Origin of the sequence: Pengzhenrongella sp. (assembly GCF_036565025.1) — a bacterium.
GTDB lineage: Bacteria > Actinomycetota > Actinomycetes > Actinomycetales > Cellulomonadaceae > Pengzhenrongella.
This window is the reverse complement of record NZ_DATCNW010000050.1, coordinates 1-14,408: the sequence shown is the minus strand read 5'-3', so window position 1 is coordinate 14,408 and position 14,408 is coordinate 1. Positions and strand designations below refer to the sequence as shown.

At 71.3% G+C, this 14,408-nt stretch carries 13 protein-coding genes and 1 pseudogene; 8 read left to right on the top strand and 6 right to left on the bottom strand.

Features of this window, described 5'->3' with window-relative positions; translation table 11 throughout:
• Nucleotides 1-72 precede the first annotated feature (72 nt).
• From VIM26_RS02570 to VIM26_RS02550, 5 genes are all read left to right on the top strand, one after another.
• The gene (locus VIM26_RS02570) at nucleotides 73-1,143 is read left to right on the top strand and encodes a 3-isopropylmalate dehydrogenase (RefSeq protein WP_331948753.1); all 1,071 of its coding nucleotides are present in this window, start codon (nucleotides 73-75) and stop codon (nucleotides 1,141-1,143) included.
• Nucleotides 1,144-1,402: 259 nt separating this feature from the next.
• Nucleotides 1,403-2,530, top strand: coding sequence for a branched-chain amino acid aminotransferase (locus VIM26_RS02565; protein WP_331948752.1), 1,128 nt, complete (start codon nucleotides 1,403-1,405; stop codon nucleotides 2,528-2,530).
• A gap of 388 nt (nucleotides 2,531-2,918) precedes the next feature.
• Complete coding sequence (gene cimA / locus VIM26_RS02560) at nucleotides 2,919-4,541, top strand: citramalate synthase (RefSeq protein WP_331948751.1); 1,623 nt, start codon at nucleotides 2,919-2,921, stop codon at nucleotides 4,539-4,541.
• Nucleotides 4,542-4,558: 17 nt separating this feature from the next.
• Nucleotides 4,559-5,608 carry a biotin/lipoate A/B protein ligase family protein gene (locus tag VIM26_RS02555; RefSeq protein WP_331948775.1) on the top strand — a complete coding sequence of 350 codons (1,050 nt, stop codon included), beginning with the start codon at nucleotides 4,559-4,561 and terminating at the stop codon, nucleotides 5,606-5,608.
• A gap of 146 nt (nucleotides 5,609-5,754) precedes the next feature.
• Nucleotides 5,755-7,203 (top strand): hypothetical protein, encoded by a 1,449-nt coding sequence (locus VIM26_RS02550; RefSeq protein WP_331948750.1) that lies wholly within the window; start codon nucleotides 5,755-5,757, stop codon nucleotides 7,201-7,203.
• Between the two features lie 41 nt (nucleotides 7,204-7,244).
• Here VIM26_RS02550 and VIM26_RS02545 read toward each other — a convergent pair whose 3' ends face one another.
• Nucleotides 7,245-7,964 carry a YggS family pyridoxal phosphate-dependent enzyme gene (locus VIM26_RS02545; protein ID WP_331948749.1) on the bottom strand — a complete coding sequence of 240 codons (720 nt, stop codon included), beginning with the start codon at nucleotides 7,962-7,964 and terminating at the stop codon, nucleotides 7,245-7,247.
• A 53-nt stretch (nucleotides 7,965-8,017) separates the two neighbouring features.
• Between VIM26_RS02545 and VIM26_RS02540 the strand changes: the two genes are divergently transcribed.
• Entirely contained in the window at nucleotides 8,018-8,389 is a 372-nt protein-coding gene (locus VIM26_RS02540) for a YccF domain-containing protein (protein ID WP_331948748.1), read from the top strand.
• Between the two features lie 4 nt (nucleotides 8,390-8,393).
• Here the strand turns inward: VIM26_RS02540 and VIM26_RS02535 are convergent, their stop codons facing one another.
• The 3 genes from VIM26_RS02535 to VIM26_RS02525 all read right to left on the bottom strand — a co-directional run bounded on the left by VIM26_RS02535 (nucleotide 8,394) and on the right by VIM26_RS02525 (nucleotide 12,250).
• Nucleotides 8,394-9,074, bottom strand: coding sequence for a hypothetical protein (locus VIM26_RS02535; protein WP_331948747.1), 681 nt, complete (start codon nucleotides 9,072-9,074; stop codon nucleotides 8,394-8,396).
• A gap of 93 nt (nucleotides 9,075-9,167) precedes the next feature.
• Nucleotides 9,168-9,674 (bottom strand): Cys-tRNA(Pro) deacylase, encoded by a 507-nt coding sequence (gene ybaK / locus VIM26_RS02530; protein ID WP_331948746.1) that lies wholly within the window; start codon nucleotides 9,672-9,674, stop codon nucleotides 9,168-9,170.
• 11 nt (nucleotides 9,675-9,685) lie between these two features.
• Nucleotides 9,686-12,250 carry a DEAD/DEAH box helicase gene (locus tag VIM26_RS02525; RefSeq protein WP_331948745.1) on the bottom strand — a complete coding sequence of 855 codons (2,565 nt, stop codon included), beginning with the start codon at nucleotides 12,248-12,250 and terminating at the stop codon, nucleotides 9,686-9,688.
• Between the two features lie 121 nt (nucleotides 12,251-12,371).
• On the opposite strand from VIM26_RS02525, the gene VIM26_RS02520 reads away from it, so the two are divergent.
• Complete coding sequence (locus VIM26_RS02520; protein ID WP_331948744.1) at nucleotides 12,372-12,686, top strand: hypothetical protein; 315 nt, start codon at nucleotides 12,372-12,374, stop codon at nucleotides 12,684-12,686.
• Nucleotides 12,683-13,318, top strand: coding sequence for a GDSL-type esterase/lipase family protein (locus VIM26_RS02515; RefSeq protein WP_331948743.1), 636 nt, complete (start codon nucleotides 12,683-12,685; stop codon nucleotides 13,316-13,318). Before VIM26_RS02520 ends, VIM26_RS02515 begins: the two co-directional genes overlap by 4 nt.
• A 77-nt stretch (nucleotides 13,319-13,395) precedes the next feature.
• On the opposite strand, the gene VIM26_RS02510 is transcribed toward VIM26_RS02515, so the two are convergent.
• Nucleotides 13,396-14,031 carry a class I SAM-dependent methyltransferase gene (locus VIM26_RS02510; protein ID WP_331948742.1) on the bottom strand — a complete coding sequence of 212 codons (636 nt, stop codon included), beginning with the start codon at nucleotides 14,029-14,031 and terminating at the stop codon, nucleotides 13,396-13,398.
• Between the two features lie 40 nt (nucleotides 14,032-14,071).
• Nucleotides 14,072-14,408 (bottom strand): annotated as a pseudogene (locus VIM26_RS02505) (HNH endonuclease signature motif containing protein); the annotation flags it as partial.

Here is a 14,408-nt window from a genome sequence, read left to right as displayed (position 1 = left end):
GGGGGAGGGGTGCTGTGATCACAGGGTGGGATGGGCGTCCCGAGGGGTGGGATCACCGGTAGGGTCGCGCGTATGACGCGCAACCTTGACCTGGCAGTGATCGCTGGCGACGGCATCGGCTCGGAGGTCGTCGAGCAGGGGCTCCTCGTGCTCGACGCCGCCCTCGCCGGGCAGGACGTCGCACTGACGACGACGGCGTTCGACCTCGGCGCCAAGCGCTGGCACGCCACCGGCGAGACGCTCACCGACGGCGACCTCGCCGCGATCCGCACGCACGACGCGATCCTGCTCGGCGCGGTCGGCGACCCGCAGGTCCCGTCGGGCGTCCTCGAGCGCGGCCTGCTGCTGCGCCTGCGCTTCGCGCTCGACCACTACGTCAACCTGCGCCCCAGCCGCCTGTACACCGGGGTCACCTCACCGCTCGCCGCGCCCGGCGAGGTCGACTTCGTCGTCGTCCGCGAGGGCACCGAGGGTCCGTACGTCGGCAACGGCGGCGCGATCCGCGTGGGCACGCCGCACGAGGTCGCCAACGAGGTCAGCGTCAACACCGCGTTCGGCGTCGAGCGCGTCGTGCGCAACGCCTTCGCGCGCGCGGCGGCCCGCCCGCGCAAGAAGCTCACGCTCGTGCACAAGCACAACGTGCTGGTGCACGCCGGGCACCTGTGGCGCCGCACGGTCGAGGCCGTCAACGCCGACTTCCCGGACGTCACGGTCGACTACCTGCACGTCGACGCGGCCACGATCCTGCTGGTCACCAAGCCCTCGCGGTTCGACGTGATCGTCACCGACAACCTGTTCGGCGACATCCTCACCGACCTCGCCGCGGCCATCACCGGCGGCATCGGTCTGGCCGCCTCGGCCAACATCAACCCCGACGTCGACGCCGCCGGCAACTCCGTCGCGCCGTCGATGTTCGAGCCCGTGCACGGCTCGGCCCCGGACATCGCCGGCCAGGGCATCGCCGACCCGACGGCCACCGTGCTCTCGGTCGCCCTCCTGCTCGACCACCTCGGCCTGCCCGACGCCGCCGCGCGCGTCGAGCGGGCAGTCGCCGCCGACCTCGCCGAGCGCCCCGCGAGCGGCGCGGCGACCCGGTCGACCGCCGAGGTCGGCAAGGAGCTCGCCGCCCGCGTCGCCGGCTGACCCCCGCTGACCCCCGCTGACCCACCCCCGCTGCTGACCCACCGTCGCCGACCCACCCTCGTAACGTCCGAGCCTTGACGTCCTATAGGACGTCAACGCTCGGACGTCAAGGCTTTTGGGGGCACCCTCGACAGGGCTTCCGGGGGCACCCGCGGCGGGCCTTTCGGGGGCACCCCGACGAGGGTGAGCTTCGGCCCGCGGGAGGATCACCTGCACGGCGCGGGTAATCTCGTTCTCGTCCTCTTGGGAAAGGCATGACATGACCACGACCTCCGACCTGTTCGCGACCGGCCAGGCTGACGCGGCGGCGGCTTTCGAACTGCGCCCGACCGACTCGCCGACGCCCGCCGCGAAGCGGGCGGAGGTGCTTGCCGCGCTCTCGTTCGGCACTGCCTTCAGCGACCACATGGCACGGATCTCCTGGTCGGAGTCGACCGGCTGGTCCGACCGGCGGGTGGAGAAGTACGGCCCGCTGCTGCTCGACCCGGCGTCCGCCGTCCTGCACTACGGGCAGGAGATCTTCGAGGGACTCAAGGCGTACCGCCACGCGGACGGCTCGGTGTGGACGTTCCGCCCGCAGGCCAACGCGGCCAGGTTCGCGGCCTCCGCCCGGCGCCTCGCGCTGCCGGAGCTCACCGAAGAGGACTTCCTCGGCGCGATCACCGCGCTCGTGCGCACGGATGCCGCCTGGGTGCCCACCGGCGAAGAGACCAGCCTGTACCTGCGCCCGTTCATGTTCGCCTCGGAGAAGTACCTCGGCGTGCGGCCCACCCGCGAGGCGGAGTTCCTCGTGATCGCCTCCCCGGTCGGACCGTACTTCGGCGGCGAGGTCGCCCCCGTGTCGATCTGGGTCGCGGAGGACTACCACCGGGCCGGTGCGGGCGGCACCGGCACCGCCAAGTGCGGCGGCAACTACGCCGCGAGCCTGCTCCCGCAGCAGGAGGCGTACGCCAAGGGCTGCGACCAGGTCTGCTTCCTCGACGCGTCGACCAACACGATCGTCGAGGAGCTCGGCGGCATGAACGTGTTCGTCGTGCACACCGACGGCTCCGTCTCGACGCCTGAGCTCACCGGCTCGATCCTCGAGGGCGTCACGCGCTCGTCGATCATCGCGCTGCTCACCGACTCCGGACACCGGGTCGCCGAGCGCAAGATCCTGCTCACCGAGCTCCGGGCCGGCATCGCCGACGGCTCCATCGCGGAGGTCTTCGCGTGCGGGACGGCGGCGGTCATCACCCCGATCGGGCGGCTCGCCGGCACGGACTTCAACCTGACCGTGGCCGACGGCGGCGCGGGCGCTCTGACGACCCGGCTGCGCGGCGAGCTCACGGACATCCAGTACGGCCGCGCGGCCGACCGGCACGGCTGGCTGCGCCGCCTGGTCTGAGCGCCGGCTGCGCGGGCTCGTGGAGCGCCGGCCGCGCGGCCCGGTGTGGGCGCCGGCTACGCCGTCGGAGGCGAAAGATGGAACGATGGTTCTCACCGCTCGGACGGTGTGGCATGATGACCGACGTGAAGCACTACCAGCTTATTATCGTGTAGCGCGTTCGGCTTACCCGCCGAACGCGCAGACCTCCCGTACCCTCGGGGGGTCTTTTTGTTGTCGGGCACCACCCCCGCCCGCCGACTCGTCGATCGCCAGTCCGGCACCACCCCTCGCCGGCAGCTTCCCTCACGAGGAGACGTGATCGACGGATGCTCTACCCAGAACGGCTTACCAGAACGCGTTACCAGAACGGCTGCCCTGCACCTTCGCCCCGACAGAGAGTCAACCCGTGTCCAGCGACCAGTTGCAGCACACCTCGTTCCACGTCTATGACACGACCCTGCGCGATGGCGCGCAGCAGGAGGGCATGAACCTCTCGGTCGCGGACAAGCTCGCCATCGCCCCGCTCCTCGACGAGCTCGGGGTCGGGTTCATCGAGGGCGGCTGGCCCGGCGCGATCCCGAAGGACACCGAGTTCTTCGCGCGCGCCGCCAAGGAGCTGCACTTCAAGAACGCCGTGCTCGCGGCCTTCGGCGCGACCCGCAAGGCGGGCACCCGGGCCTGGGACGACCCGCAGGTGCGCGCCCTGGTCGACTCCCAGGCGCCCGTCGTGACGCTCGTCGCGAAGAGCGACATCCGGCACGTCGAGCGGGCCCTGCGGACCACCGCGGCGGAGAACCTCGCGATGATCACCGACACGGTGACGTACCTGGTCGGGGAGGGCCGCCGGGTCGTGCTCGACGCCGAGCACTTCTTCGACGGCTACCGCTACGACCACGCGTACGCGCTGGCGGCCGTCAAGGCCGCGTTCGCGGCGGGCGCCGAGGTCGTCGCGCTGTGCGACACGAACGGTGGCACGCTGCCCGACGTCGTCGCGCAGATCGTCGGGGAGGTGCGCGCCGCCGTCGGGCATGGTCCCCGGCTCGGGATCCACGCGCACAACGACTCCGGGGTCGCCGTGGCGAACTCGCTCGCCGCGGTGGGCGCGGGCGCCGACCACGTGCAGGGCACGGTCAACGGGTACGGCGAGCGGACCGGCAACGCCGACCTGATCGCCGTCGTCGCGAACCTCGAGATCAAGGAGGGCCGCGACCTGCTCGCCGGTCCCGGGGCGCTGCGCGAGGCCACCCGGATCGCGCACGCGATCGCCGAGATCACGAACATCAGCCCGTTCGCGCGCCAGCCGTACATCGGCGCGAGCGCGTTCGCGCACAAGGCCGGGCTGCACGCGAGCGCGATCCGGGTCGACCCCGACCTCTACCAGCACATCGACCCGGTCCGGGTCGGCAACGACATGCGGATGCTCATCTCGGAGATGGCCGGCCGCGCGTCGATCGAGCTCAAGGGCCGCGAGCTCGGGATCGAGCTCGCGGGACAGGTCGAGCTGCTCGGCCGCGTGACCGCGCGGGTCAAGGAGGCCGAGGCGCAGGGCTACACCTACGACGCCGCGGACGCGTCCTTCGAGCTGCTGCTGCGCGAGGAGGTCGACGGCGAGCGCCTCGCCTACTTCGACCTCGAGAGCTGGCGGGTGATCGTCGAGAGCATCCCGGGGGCCCCCGACCAGGCGAACGCCGAGGCCACCATCAAGCTCACGGCGGGCGGCACGCGCACGGTCGCGACCGGGGAGGGCAACGGCCCGGTCAACGCGCTCGACCACGCGCTGCGCAAGGCGCTGCTCGGCACGTACCCGGAGATCGAGCGCTTCGAACTGATCGACTTCAAGGTCCGGATCATGGACACGATGCACGGCACGGACGCCACGACGCGGGTGCTCGTGGAGACCATGGACTCCGGTGCGGAGACGACGTGGCGCACGGTCGGGGTCGGGCCGAACATCATCGAGGCCTCGTTCGAGGCGATCGTCGACTCGATCGTGTACGGGCTGCTGCGGGCGGGCGTCGCGCGCCGATGACCGCGGGGCGGGTTGTGCTGCGAGGGGAGTACAAGGTCCCCGGCGGCAAGCTGGTCGCCGCCGACGTCGTGCTCGACGGCGGGCTGATGGTGAGCGCGGCGATCAGCGGGGACTTCTTCCTCGAGCCGGACGAAGCGCTCGCGCGGATCAATGCGGCGCTCGTCGGGCAGCCGGCGGCGGCCAAGGTCGCCCAGCTCGCCGCCGCGATCGGGGACGCGCTCGATCCGGACGACACGCTCGTGGGCTTCACCGTCGAGGCGGTCGCGATCGCGGTCCGGCGGGCGCTGGGGCATGCCACCGGCTGGCAGGACCACGAGTTCGAGCTGATCCACCACGGTCCCCAGCTCCCCGTGCTGCACGTCGCGCTCGACCAGGTGCTCGCCGAGGAGCTCGCGGCCGGGCGCCGCGGGCCCACGCTCAGGTTCTGGGAGTGGGTCGACCCGGCCGTGGTCATCGGGTCGTTCCAGTCGCTGCGCAACGAGGTGGATCCCGACGGTGCCGCCCGGCACGGCGTGACCGTGGTGCGGCGAATCTCCGGGGGCGGCGCGATGTTCATGGAGGCCGGCAACTGCATCACGTTCTCCCTCGTCGTGCCGGGGTCGCTGGTCGACGGGCTGACGTTCGAGCAGTCGTACGCGTTCCTGGACGACTGGGTGCTCGGTGCCCTGGCCGACGTCGGCGTCAAGGCCGCCTACGCGGGCCTGAACGACATCGCCTCCCCGGCCGGCAAGCTCGCCGGCGCGGCCCAGAAGCGGCTCGCGGACGGCACCGTGCTGCACCACGTGACGATGGCGTACGACATCGACGCGGACAAGATGCTCGAGGTGCTGCGGATCGGCCGCGAGAAGCTGTCCGACAAGGGCACCGTGAGCGCGAAGAAGCGGGTCGACCCGGTGCGCTCGCAGACCGGCCTCGCGCGCTCGGAGGTCATCGAGGCCTTCAAGGCCCATTTCCGAGCCCGCTACAAGACGACCGACAGCGCCCTCCTCCCGTCCGAGATGGCCCGCGCCGAAGAGCTAGTCAAGACAAAATTCGGCACCCAAGAGTGGCGAACCCGAGTCCCCTAGCCTCCCTCCCGACCACACATCGCCGAACTCGGAGGTCTGCCTCGAACTCGGATACTGCCTTGTCCTAGTTCGGCGTAAACCTCCGAGTTCGGCGGGCGTCTGGGCCGGGATGGGTAGCCGGCGTGTGCGGTGCCTACAATCCGAATATGAGCGACGACGCGAACGGGATTCGCGAGCTCGTGGTGGGTGGCGTGCGGACCCTGCAGATCCGGCGTCCGCGCCTGACGCGGGCGACGCTGCACTTCGGCGTCGGGCTCGCCGACGAGGAGTTCTCGACGCGTGGGGTCGCCCGGGTGATCGAGCGCCTCGCGCTCGGGCGGACGTCCCACAGCAAGTTCGAGCACAACGCCTCGGTGGGTCGGACCCGCTGCAAGTTCTGGGCGGGGGGAGAGCCCGAGCACGTCGCGCAGTTCTTCGAGCAGCTGGGGCGGGCTCTGGTCGACCTCCCGCTGGACTACCTGGCACGCGAGCGCAAGATCCTCGATGCCGAGGACGCGGAGCACGGTTTCGACGATCACGACGTGCTGCTGGCCGCGCGGTTCGGGAACCACGGACTCGGCCTCGGCGTCCACCCGACGTATGGGGCCAGGTCGACCGATCCGGCGACCGTCCAGGCGCACGCAAGCCAATGGTTCGTGCGCGAGAACGCGCTGCTGACGATCATCGGCCGGCTGCCCGAAGGGTTCGACCTGCCCCTGCCCGAGGGGCGGGTGCCCCCGCACATCCATCACGACCACCTTCTTCGCGGGCCTGGTTGGATGCCCGACGGCGACGTGCGCGACCCCGCTCTCGGGTTCGTGGCCGCCGATCGGTTGGAGACGATCATCGCGTCGCGGGTGATGGCGCAGTCCCTGGAGCGCTCGCTGCGCGACGAGCTTGGCATCCTCTACGCCGTCGAGCCCGAGCTCGTGCGCCTGCCGCCCACCGGGCGGGTCGTCGTCCAGCTCGCCACGTCCGCCACGCCGGGCTCCGAGAAGGTCGTCGCCGAGGCCCTCGCGTCGGAGCTGCTGCGGCGTACCGAGATCGGCGTGACCGTGGACGAGCTCGCGGACGACCTTGCCGCGCTGGACGCGTTCCTCGCCGATCCCGGGTTCGTCGAGCCGAATCTGGACAACGAGGCCGAGCGTGCCCTCGCCGGGTTGCCGCTCCTGAGCCCGGGCACGATCAGGGCAGCGCTGAGCGCGGTCACCAGCGAGGGGGTTGCCGCCGTGCTGCGCGACGCCGTGAGCAGCGCCCTGCTGGTCGTGCCGAGCGGGGTCGAGCCCGAGACGTCGTTCGCTCGCAGCCTCTCGTGCGGGGCGACCCGGGAGATGACCGTGCCGGAGCTTCGACGCTCCTTCCGGTCGTCCGCGCCGGCCGGCACGGCACTCGGCTCCTCGGAGGACCGGGTGCAGTATCGGGACGAGGCCGGCGACGTGCACGAGATCCGGCTGCGTGAGTGCGTTGGGGTGGGTTTCACCAGCCGTAGCCGGCTGCTGTTCGGACTGGGCGGCTGCCAGATCTGGGTGGACCCCCGACGTTTCCAAGCCGGCGACACCCTGATCCGCGCCATCGACGACCGCGTCCCCGCGACCCTCAGATTCCCCCTCGGCTGACACAAGCCGCCGAGTTCGGCGGGCGCCGACGGCCGGTGGGGCTAGGTCGGGCGGGCGCCGAAGACCGCGGTGCCGATGCGGACGATCGTCGCGCCTTCGGCTATCGCCAGCTCCAGGTCGCCGCTCATGCCCATCGAGAGGTCCGTCGCAGCCGCCGTCCCCGGGGCTCCGGAGCCGACGACGCCGTCGCGCAGGTCGCGCAGCAGGCCGTAGCCGGCGCGGACCAGGCCGGGGTCGGCGGAGTTGTGCCCGATCGTCATGAAGCCGCGCAGGCGCAGCCCGGGCAGGCTCGCGATGCCGGCGGCGATCTCGTGCGCCTGGGCCGGCAGCACGCCGAACTTGGTCTCCTCGCCCGAGACGTTCACCTGGACCAGGACGTCGAGCACCCGGCCGGCGTCGGCGCTGCGCTCCGCGAGCCGGGCGGCGATCTCGGGGGAGTCGACGCTCTCGACGCAGGACGCCCACTTCAGCGCCGGATTCACCTTGTTGCCCTGGAGGTGGCCGATCAGGTGGATCCCGACCGGAACGTCCGCGAGCTCGGGCCCCTTCGCGACGAGCTCCTGGACCCGGTTCTCACCGATCAGGTCGGCACCGGCGTCGATCGCGGCGCGGATCAGGGGCGTGGGCACGGTCTTGGTCGCGAGCAGCAGGCGGACGGACCCGGCGGGGCGGCCCGCTGCGAGCTCGGCGTCGGCGATCCTCGCGCGCACCTGTCTCAACCGGGCGGTGACGCCGGCGGTGAGGGCGTCGTAGTCGGTCATGGCCGCACCCTAGCCGACGCCGGACGGTGCCCCGCATGGGGCAGGCTGGGCGCATGCGTACGCTCCTCAACCTCATCTGGCTCGTCCTGTCCGGCTTCTGGATGGCCGTCGGCTACGCGGTCGCCGGCGTCATCTGCTACGTCCTGATCGTGACGATCCCGTTCGGCATCGCGTCCTTCCGGATCGCGAACTACGTGCTCTGGCCGTTCGGCCGCACCGTCGTGGACAAGCCGACTGCGGGGATCGGGTCCGCGATCGGCAACGTGATCTGGGTCATCGTGGCCGGGATCTGGCTCGCGATCGGGCACCTGGTGAGTGGCGTCGCGCTGTGCCTGACCATCATCGGCGTCCCGATGGGCATCGCGAGCTTCAAGCTGATCCCGGTGTCGCTGACGCCGCTGGGCAAGGAGATCGTCGCGGTCTAGCGCGCTACCCGACGGCCTTCACGATGGCGACCGCGGTATTCCAGTACTTCGTGTAGTGGTCCGGGTCGGCGTTGCGCTGCACCTGGTGCGCGACGGCGGTCGGCGACATCCCGTCCCGCCCGGCGATCCCGGCGAGGCCGTCGAAGAAGTTCGTCGCGCTGATCATCGGGTCCATCCGGTCCGTGAGGCTGCCCCACGCGCCGTTGTCCCGCTGCTGGAACAGGCCGCGGCTGTCGGGACCCGCGGTGTCCCCGTGGTTCACCACGGTCAGCGACGACTCGCCCATCGCGGTCATCACGCCGATCGTCTGGTCGCGCGTCGACAGCCCCATCGCCTTGCCTGCGCGCACGATGGCGGCCGCGTTGGCGAGCTGGGCGGGTCCGTACGCACCGACGTGCTGGACGGGGATGGCGGCGGGGGCGGCGAGCGCGGGGGCGAACGTCGCCGGGAGTCCGGTGGTGGTGGCGACCTGGTCATCGAGCTGTGGTGCGCCTGCTGCGGTGTCCGTCCCGTCGGCGATCTCGTCCGCGAGGACGGCAGCGAAGCTCGCCGAGGAACCGGTCCCCGAGCGCGCCGAGGTCCCGGTCCGGACCGTCGTCGGCGCGACCGTGGACTGCGGGGCCATCGCGGCGAGTGTCTGGCGGATCCCGGCGATGCGGTCAGCGATCGCGGCGATTGCGTCCACGGAGGTCCTGTCCTTGTCACGGGTGAGTTCACCGTGCCTATCGGCGGGCCGCGTCCGCCTGTGACGAGAACCCGCGCGGACGACCCGTTCGGGTCAGGGCCGCGCGATCGGCGCGACGACGGCGCCGGTGAGCCGCACCAGATCGGCCGGCGCCAGCTCGACGTCGAGCCCGCGACGCCCGCCGGACACGAACACCGTCGGGTGCCGCGCGGCGCTCGCGTCGACGACCGTGCGCAGCCGCTGGCGCTGGCCGAGCGGGGAGATCCCGCCCACGACGTACCCGGTCGCGCGCTCGGCGGCCGCGTGCTCGGCCATCGCCGCCTTCTTGCCGCCGACGGCGTGCGCGAGGGCCTTGAGGTCGAGCTGCCCGGTCACCGGCACGACGGCGACCGTGAGCCCGCCGTCGACGGCTGTCACGAGGGTCTTGAAGACCCGCTCCGGGTCGACGCCCAACACCTGGGCGGCCTCGAGGCCGTAGCCGAGCCCGCTCGCCGGGTCGTGCTCGTAGGGGTGCACGGCGTGCGCGACCCCCGCAACGTCGAGCGCGACGAGCGCGGGCGTGCCGCCGGCGCCGGGGGAGTGCTTCGGCTTCTTGGCCACGTCCGCCGCGCCTACAGCGGTCCGACGGCCGTCACGTGCAGGACCGCCTCGCCCGCGACGTCGCTCGCGGCGAGGTCGACGATCACCTCGATGCACCAGTCGTGGTCGCCGGCCGGGTCGTCCAGCACCTGGCGCACCGCCCAGCCGCCGCCGTCCGCGTCGGGGCGCTCGGTGATCGTCAGCAGCTTCGGGCCGCGCGCGTCCGGCCCGATGCCGATCGCGTCGTGCAGCTCGAAGTACGGGTCGAGCGCGGTCGCCCAGGCCTCCGCGTCCCAGCCGTCGTCGGCGTCGAGCGCGCCCAGGGCGCGGTAGTCCTCGCGGGCGGCGAGGTCGACCCGGCGGAACAGGGCGTTGCGGACCAGGGCCCGGAACGCGCGCTTGTTCGTGGTGATCGGCTTGGGCGCGTCCTCGGTGTCGACGTCGACGGGCGGCGCCACGGCGGCGTCCTCAGCCGGGTTGCGCAGGCGCTCCCACTCGTCGAGCAGGCTCGAGTCGGTGCGTCGCACCAGCTCGCCCAGCCACTCGACGAGCTCGGCGAGCTCCTCGGTGCGGCTCTCCTCGGGCACCGTCTGGCGCAGCGCGCGGTACGCGTCGGCAAGGTAGCGCAGCAGCACGCCCTCGGTGCGTTCCAGGGAGTAGTACGACACGTACTCCACGAACGTCATCGTGCGCTCGTGCATGTCGCGCACGACCGACTTCGGGACCAGCTCGAGGTCCGCGACCCACGGGTTGGTCTGGCGGTAGGTGACGAACGCGCCGGTCAGGAGCTCGGCGAGCGGCTGCGGGTAGGTGATGTCCTCCAGGACCGCCATCCGCTCGTCGTAGTCGTAGCCGTCGGCCTTCATCTCCGCGACGGCCTCGCCGCGGGCCTTGTTCGACTGCGCGGACAGTACCTGGCGCGGGTTGTCGAGGGTCGACTCGATCACCGAGACGACGTCGAGCGCGTGGCTCGGCGACTCGACGTCGAGCAGTTCGAGGGCCGCGAACGCGAACGGGGACAGTGCCTGGTTGAGCGCGAAGTTCGCGGGCAGGTCGACCGTGAGCCGCACCGTACGTCCGACGCCGTTCGTGCGCGGCACCCGCTCGATGACCCCGGCAGCCTTCAGCGAGCGGTACACCGCGATGGCCTGGCGCACGTGCAGCCCGCGGGCGGACTCCGGCTCGTGGTTGTCCATCAGCAGGTGCTTCATGGCGGCGATCGGGTCGCCCGGGCGGGCCAGCACGTTGAGCACCATCGCGTGCGAGACCGCGAAGCTCGAGGTCAGCTGCTCGGGAGCGGCGTCGCGCAGGCGCTCGAAGGTCTTGTCGGTCCAGTTCACGGCGCCGTCGGGTGCCTTCTTGCGGACGATCTTGCGGATCTTCTTCGGGTCGTCCCCGGCCCGCTCGAGCTGCTTGCGGTTCTCGATGACGTGGTCGGGGGCCATCACGATGACCTCGCCGACCGTGTCGTAGCCCGCGCGCCCGGCGCGGCCCGCGATCTGGTGGAACTCGCGCGCGGTGAGGTGGCGCATCCGGATGCCGTCGTACTTGACGAGCGAGGTGAGCACGACGGTGCGGATCGGCACGTTGATCCCGACGCCGAGGGTGTCGGTGCCGCAGACGACCTTGAGCAGGCCCTTCTGGGTGAGGCGCTCGACGACGCGGCGGTACTTGGGCAGCATCCCGGCGTGGTGCACGCCGATGCCGTGCCGGAGCAGGCGCGAGAGCGTGCGCCCGAAGCCGGGCCCGAACCGGAAGGCGCCGAGCTCACCTGCGATCTCGTCGCGCTGCTCGCGCGAGGCGACCTTCATGCTCATCAGCGCCTGCGCCCGCTCGACGGCGGCCGCCTGGGTGAAGTGCACGACGTAGACCGGTGCGCGCCGGGTGTTGACGAGATCCTCGAGCAGCTCGACCAGCGGCTCGATCACGTAGTTGAAGATCAGCGGGACGGGCCGCTCGGTGTTCTCGACCACCGCGACCGAGCGGTCGCTGCGCTTGGCCAGGTCCTCGGCGAAGAAGGAGACGTCCCCGAGCGTCGCGGACATCAGCAGGTACTGCACGTGCGGCAGCTCGAGCAGCGGGATCTGCCAGGCCCAGCCGCGCTGGGGGTCGGCGTAGAAGTGGAACTCGTCCATCACGACCTGCCCGACGACGGACGGGTCGCCGTCGGCGCCGCCCTGCCGGAGTGCGATGTTGGCCAGGATCTCCGCGGTGCAGCAGATGATCGGCGCCCCGGGGTTGACCGAGGAGTCCCCGGTCATCATCCCGACGTTCTCCGAGCCGAACGCGGCGACGAGGGCGAAGAACTTCTCGCTGACCAGGGCCTTGAGCGGGGCCGTGTAGTACGTGCGCCGCCCGTGCGCGAGCGCGACGAAGTGGGCGGCGATCGCGACGAGCGACTTCCCAGACCCCGTCGGCGTGGACAGGATGACGTGCGATCCGGTGACGAGCTCGAGGAGCGCCTCCTGCTGCGCGGGGTACAGCTCGAGGCCCTGGTCGGTCGCCCAGGCGATGAACGCCTCGTACAGCGAGTCCGGGTCCGGCTGCGCCGGCAGCCGCGCGGCGAGCGTGAGCGGGCGATCGGTGAGGGTGGACACCCCCCTATCGTCTCAGCCGCTGGGCGCGGGCCGTTCGGCCACTCGCCTAGAGTCGGAGCCGCGATGCGCCGATGCCCGACGGCGCGGTCGAAACACGCCTGCGAAGAATGGTGGTCTGCGCATGTCGAGCGTCCCTGAGCCGGGAAATGTCGAACCATCCGGTCGCAAGGAGTCGAAGGTTCCGAGCCCCGCCGCGACGACGGGCCTCGTGCTCGGGATCGTCTCGGTGGTCCTCAACCCGTTCCTGGTGGTCGGGATAGGGGCAGTGGCCGGGTTCGGCGCGATCATCGCGTCGGCGATGGGCTTGAACCGGGCGAGCCTGATGTCTGCGCACGGGTACGCGCCGGTCGGCAAGGGCAAGGCGATCGGCGGCATCGTCCTCGGGCTGGTCGGGATCCTCGCGTCGATGCTGATCAAGAACGCACTGATCTGGTGAGTCGCTCCCCTTCGGTGCCGGGCGGCTCCGAGGCTCGCGACCTTCGGGTGTGCTTCGTCGGTGACTCGTTCGTCGCGGGGGTCGGCGATTCCGAGAAGCTCGGCTGGGTCGGGCGGGTCGCGAGTCGCAGCGATCGTGCCGGGCAGACGGTCTCGGTCTACAACCTCGGGGTCCGGCTGCAGACGAGCAGCCAGGTCCTGGCCCGGTGGCAGGCGGAGTGCGCCCAGCGCCTGCCCGACGGCTGCGACAACCGGGTGGTCGTGTCCTTCGGCGTCAACGACACCACCTGGACCGGCAGCGCCTCGCGAGTCGAGCCCGAGACCTCCGCCGCGAACCTCGCGAGCATGCTCGACGACGTGCTGGCCGCGGGCTGGGGCACTCTCGTCGTCGGGCCGCTGCCGATCAGCGACCCGGACCACAACCTGCGCACGGCGATGCTCGATGACGCGTTCGCGCGGGTCTGCCGCGACGCCGGGGTGGAGTACGTGCGGGTTTTCGAGGACCTGCTCGGCGACGAGACCTGGATGCGGCAGGTCGAGGAGGGTGACGGCGCCCATCCGGCCGCGCAGGGGTATCGGCGGCTTGCCGATCTCGTGTGGCCGCGGTGGCATGCGTGGATCCTCAGCCCCTGAGCGAAGCTTGGTGCGCCGTCACGGCGTCGATCGATCGATCGGTGCGGGGTCGGCTGCTCAGCCTCGCGGGTAGCTGCTCAGCCTCGCGTGTACGTGAGCTCGGCGATCAGCAGCGTCTCGTCGTCGCCGGTCCAGTACGTGTGGCGCCGCAGGCTGAACCCGCTGGGGACCATGACGTCCTCGAGCGCCTGCGGTGTGCAGAACTCGTCGTGGCGATTCGGGTAGGGCGCCTGCACGGCGTTGGCGCGCTCCTGGTGGTGGCGGCTCGGGTCGGAGGTCGCGAACGTGGCGGTGACGACCCCACCGCCCGGGCGCAGCACGCGCGCCCACTCGTCCAGCACCACGGGGGTGTCGGGAATCAGGTGCAGCCCGGTCACGCACGTGACCAGGTCGACCGAGGCATCCGGGATGGGGAGGCTGCGCACGTCGGCCTCGATCAGCTCGGCGTCAGGTAGGGCGTGGCGCGCGACGGCGAGCATGCCGGGAGAGACGTCGACGCCGATCATCCGAGGCGCGTCCGGTCCGCACCGGTCGCGCAGAGCCCGCAGCACGAGGCCGGTGCCCGTCGCGACGTCCAGGATGGACGTCACGTGAGCGAGATCGACGAAGGCCGCGACCGCATCCGCGAGCCCGCGATGCATCGCACTCTCGTCGTAGGACGGCGCCCGGCCGTCGAACCGAATACGTACGGCCTGCACCACGTCGTCGGTCATGAACCGAGGCTAGCGACGACGGGGCGCCGGACACGCATCCTCAGTTGCGTAGAATGAGCTTCCCGTGGCGGTTGGTGAACTGCCACCCGCCGCCGGGTTTCCACGTGACCTCGATGCCGTTGTTGTGGACATGGGTATGGTGGTGCCAGCAGAGCAGCACGCCCGTGGTGGCATCGGTATCGCCGTGATCGCGAGCCCAATGCTTGGAATGGTGACCCTCGCAAAGACGTGGCGGCGCGTTGCACGCCGGGTACTGGCAGTGCTTGTCACGGGCGATGATCGCGCGCCGCAAGTGTTTGCGGTACGTGCGTTTCTTGCGTCCGACGTTCAGGATCTGCCCGTCGGGTCCGAAGACCATGCGGCTGATCTCTCCGTTG

Bases quoted from the DNA above. Each gene is read 5' to 3' on its own strand.
- VIM26_RS02570 (WP_331948753.1), top strand. From the start codon at position 73: ATGACGCGCAACCTTGACCTGGCAGTGATCGCTGGCGACGGCATCGGC.
- VIM26_RS02565 (WP_331948752.1), top strand. From the start codon at position 1,403: ATGACCACGACCTCCGACCTGTTCGCGACCGGCCAGGCTGACGCGGCG.
- VIM26_RS02550 (WP_331948750.1), top strand. From the start codon at position 5,755: ATGAGCGACGACGCGAACGGGATTCGCGAGCTCGTGGTGGGTGGCGTG.
- VIM26_RS02545 (WP_331948749.1), bottom strand. From the start codon at position 7,964: ATGACCGACTACGACGCCCTCACCGCCGGCGTCACCGCCCGGTTGAGA.
- VIM26_RS02540 (WP_331948748.1), top strand. From the start codon at position 8,018: ATGCGTACGCTCCTCAACCTCATCTGGCTCGTCCTGTCCGGCTTCTGG.
- VIM26_RS02520 (WP_331948744.1), top strand. From the start codon at position 12,372: ATGTCGAGCGTCCCTGAGCCGGGAAATGTCGAACCATCCGGTCGCAAG.
- VIM26_RS02510 (WP_331948742.1), bottom strand. From the start codon at position 14,031: ATGACCGACGACGTGGTGCAGGCCGTACGTATTCGGTTCGACGGCCGG.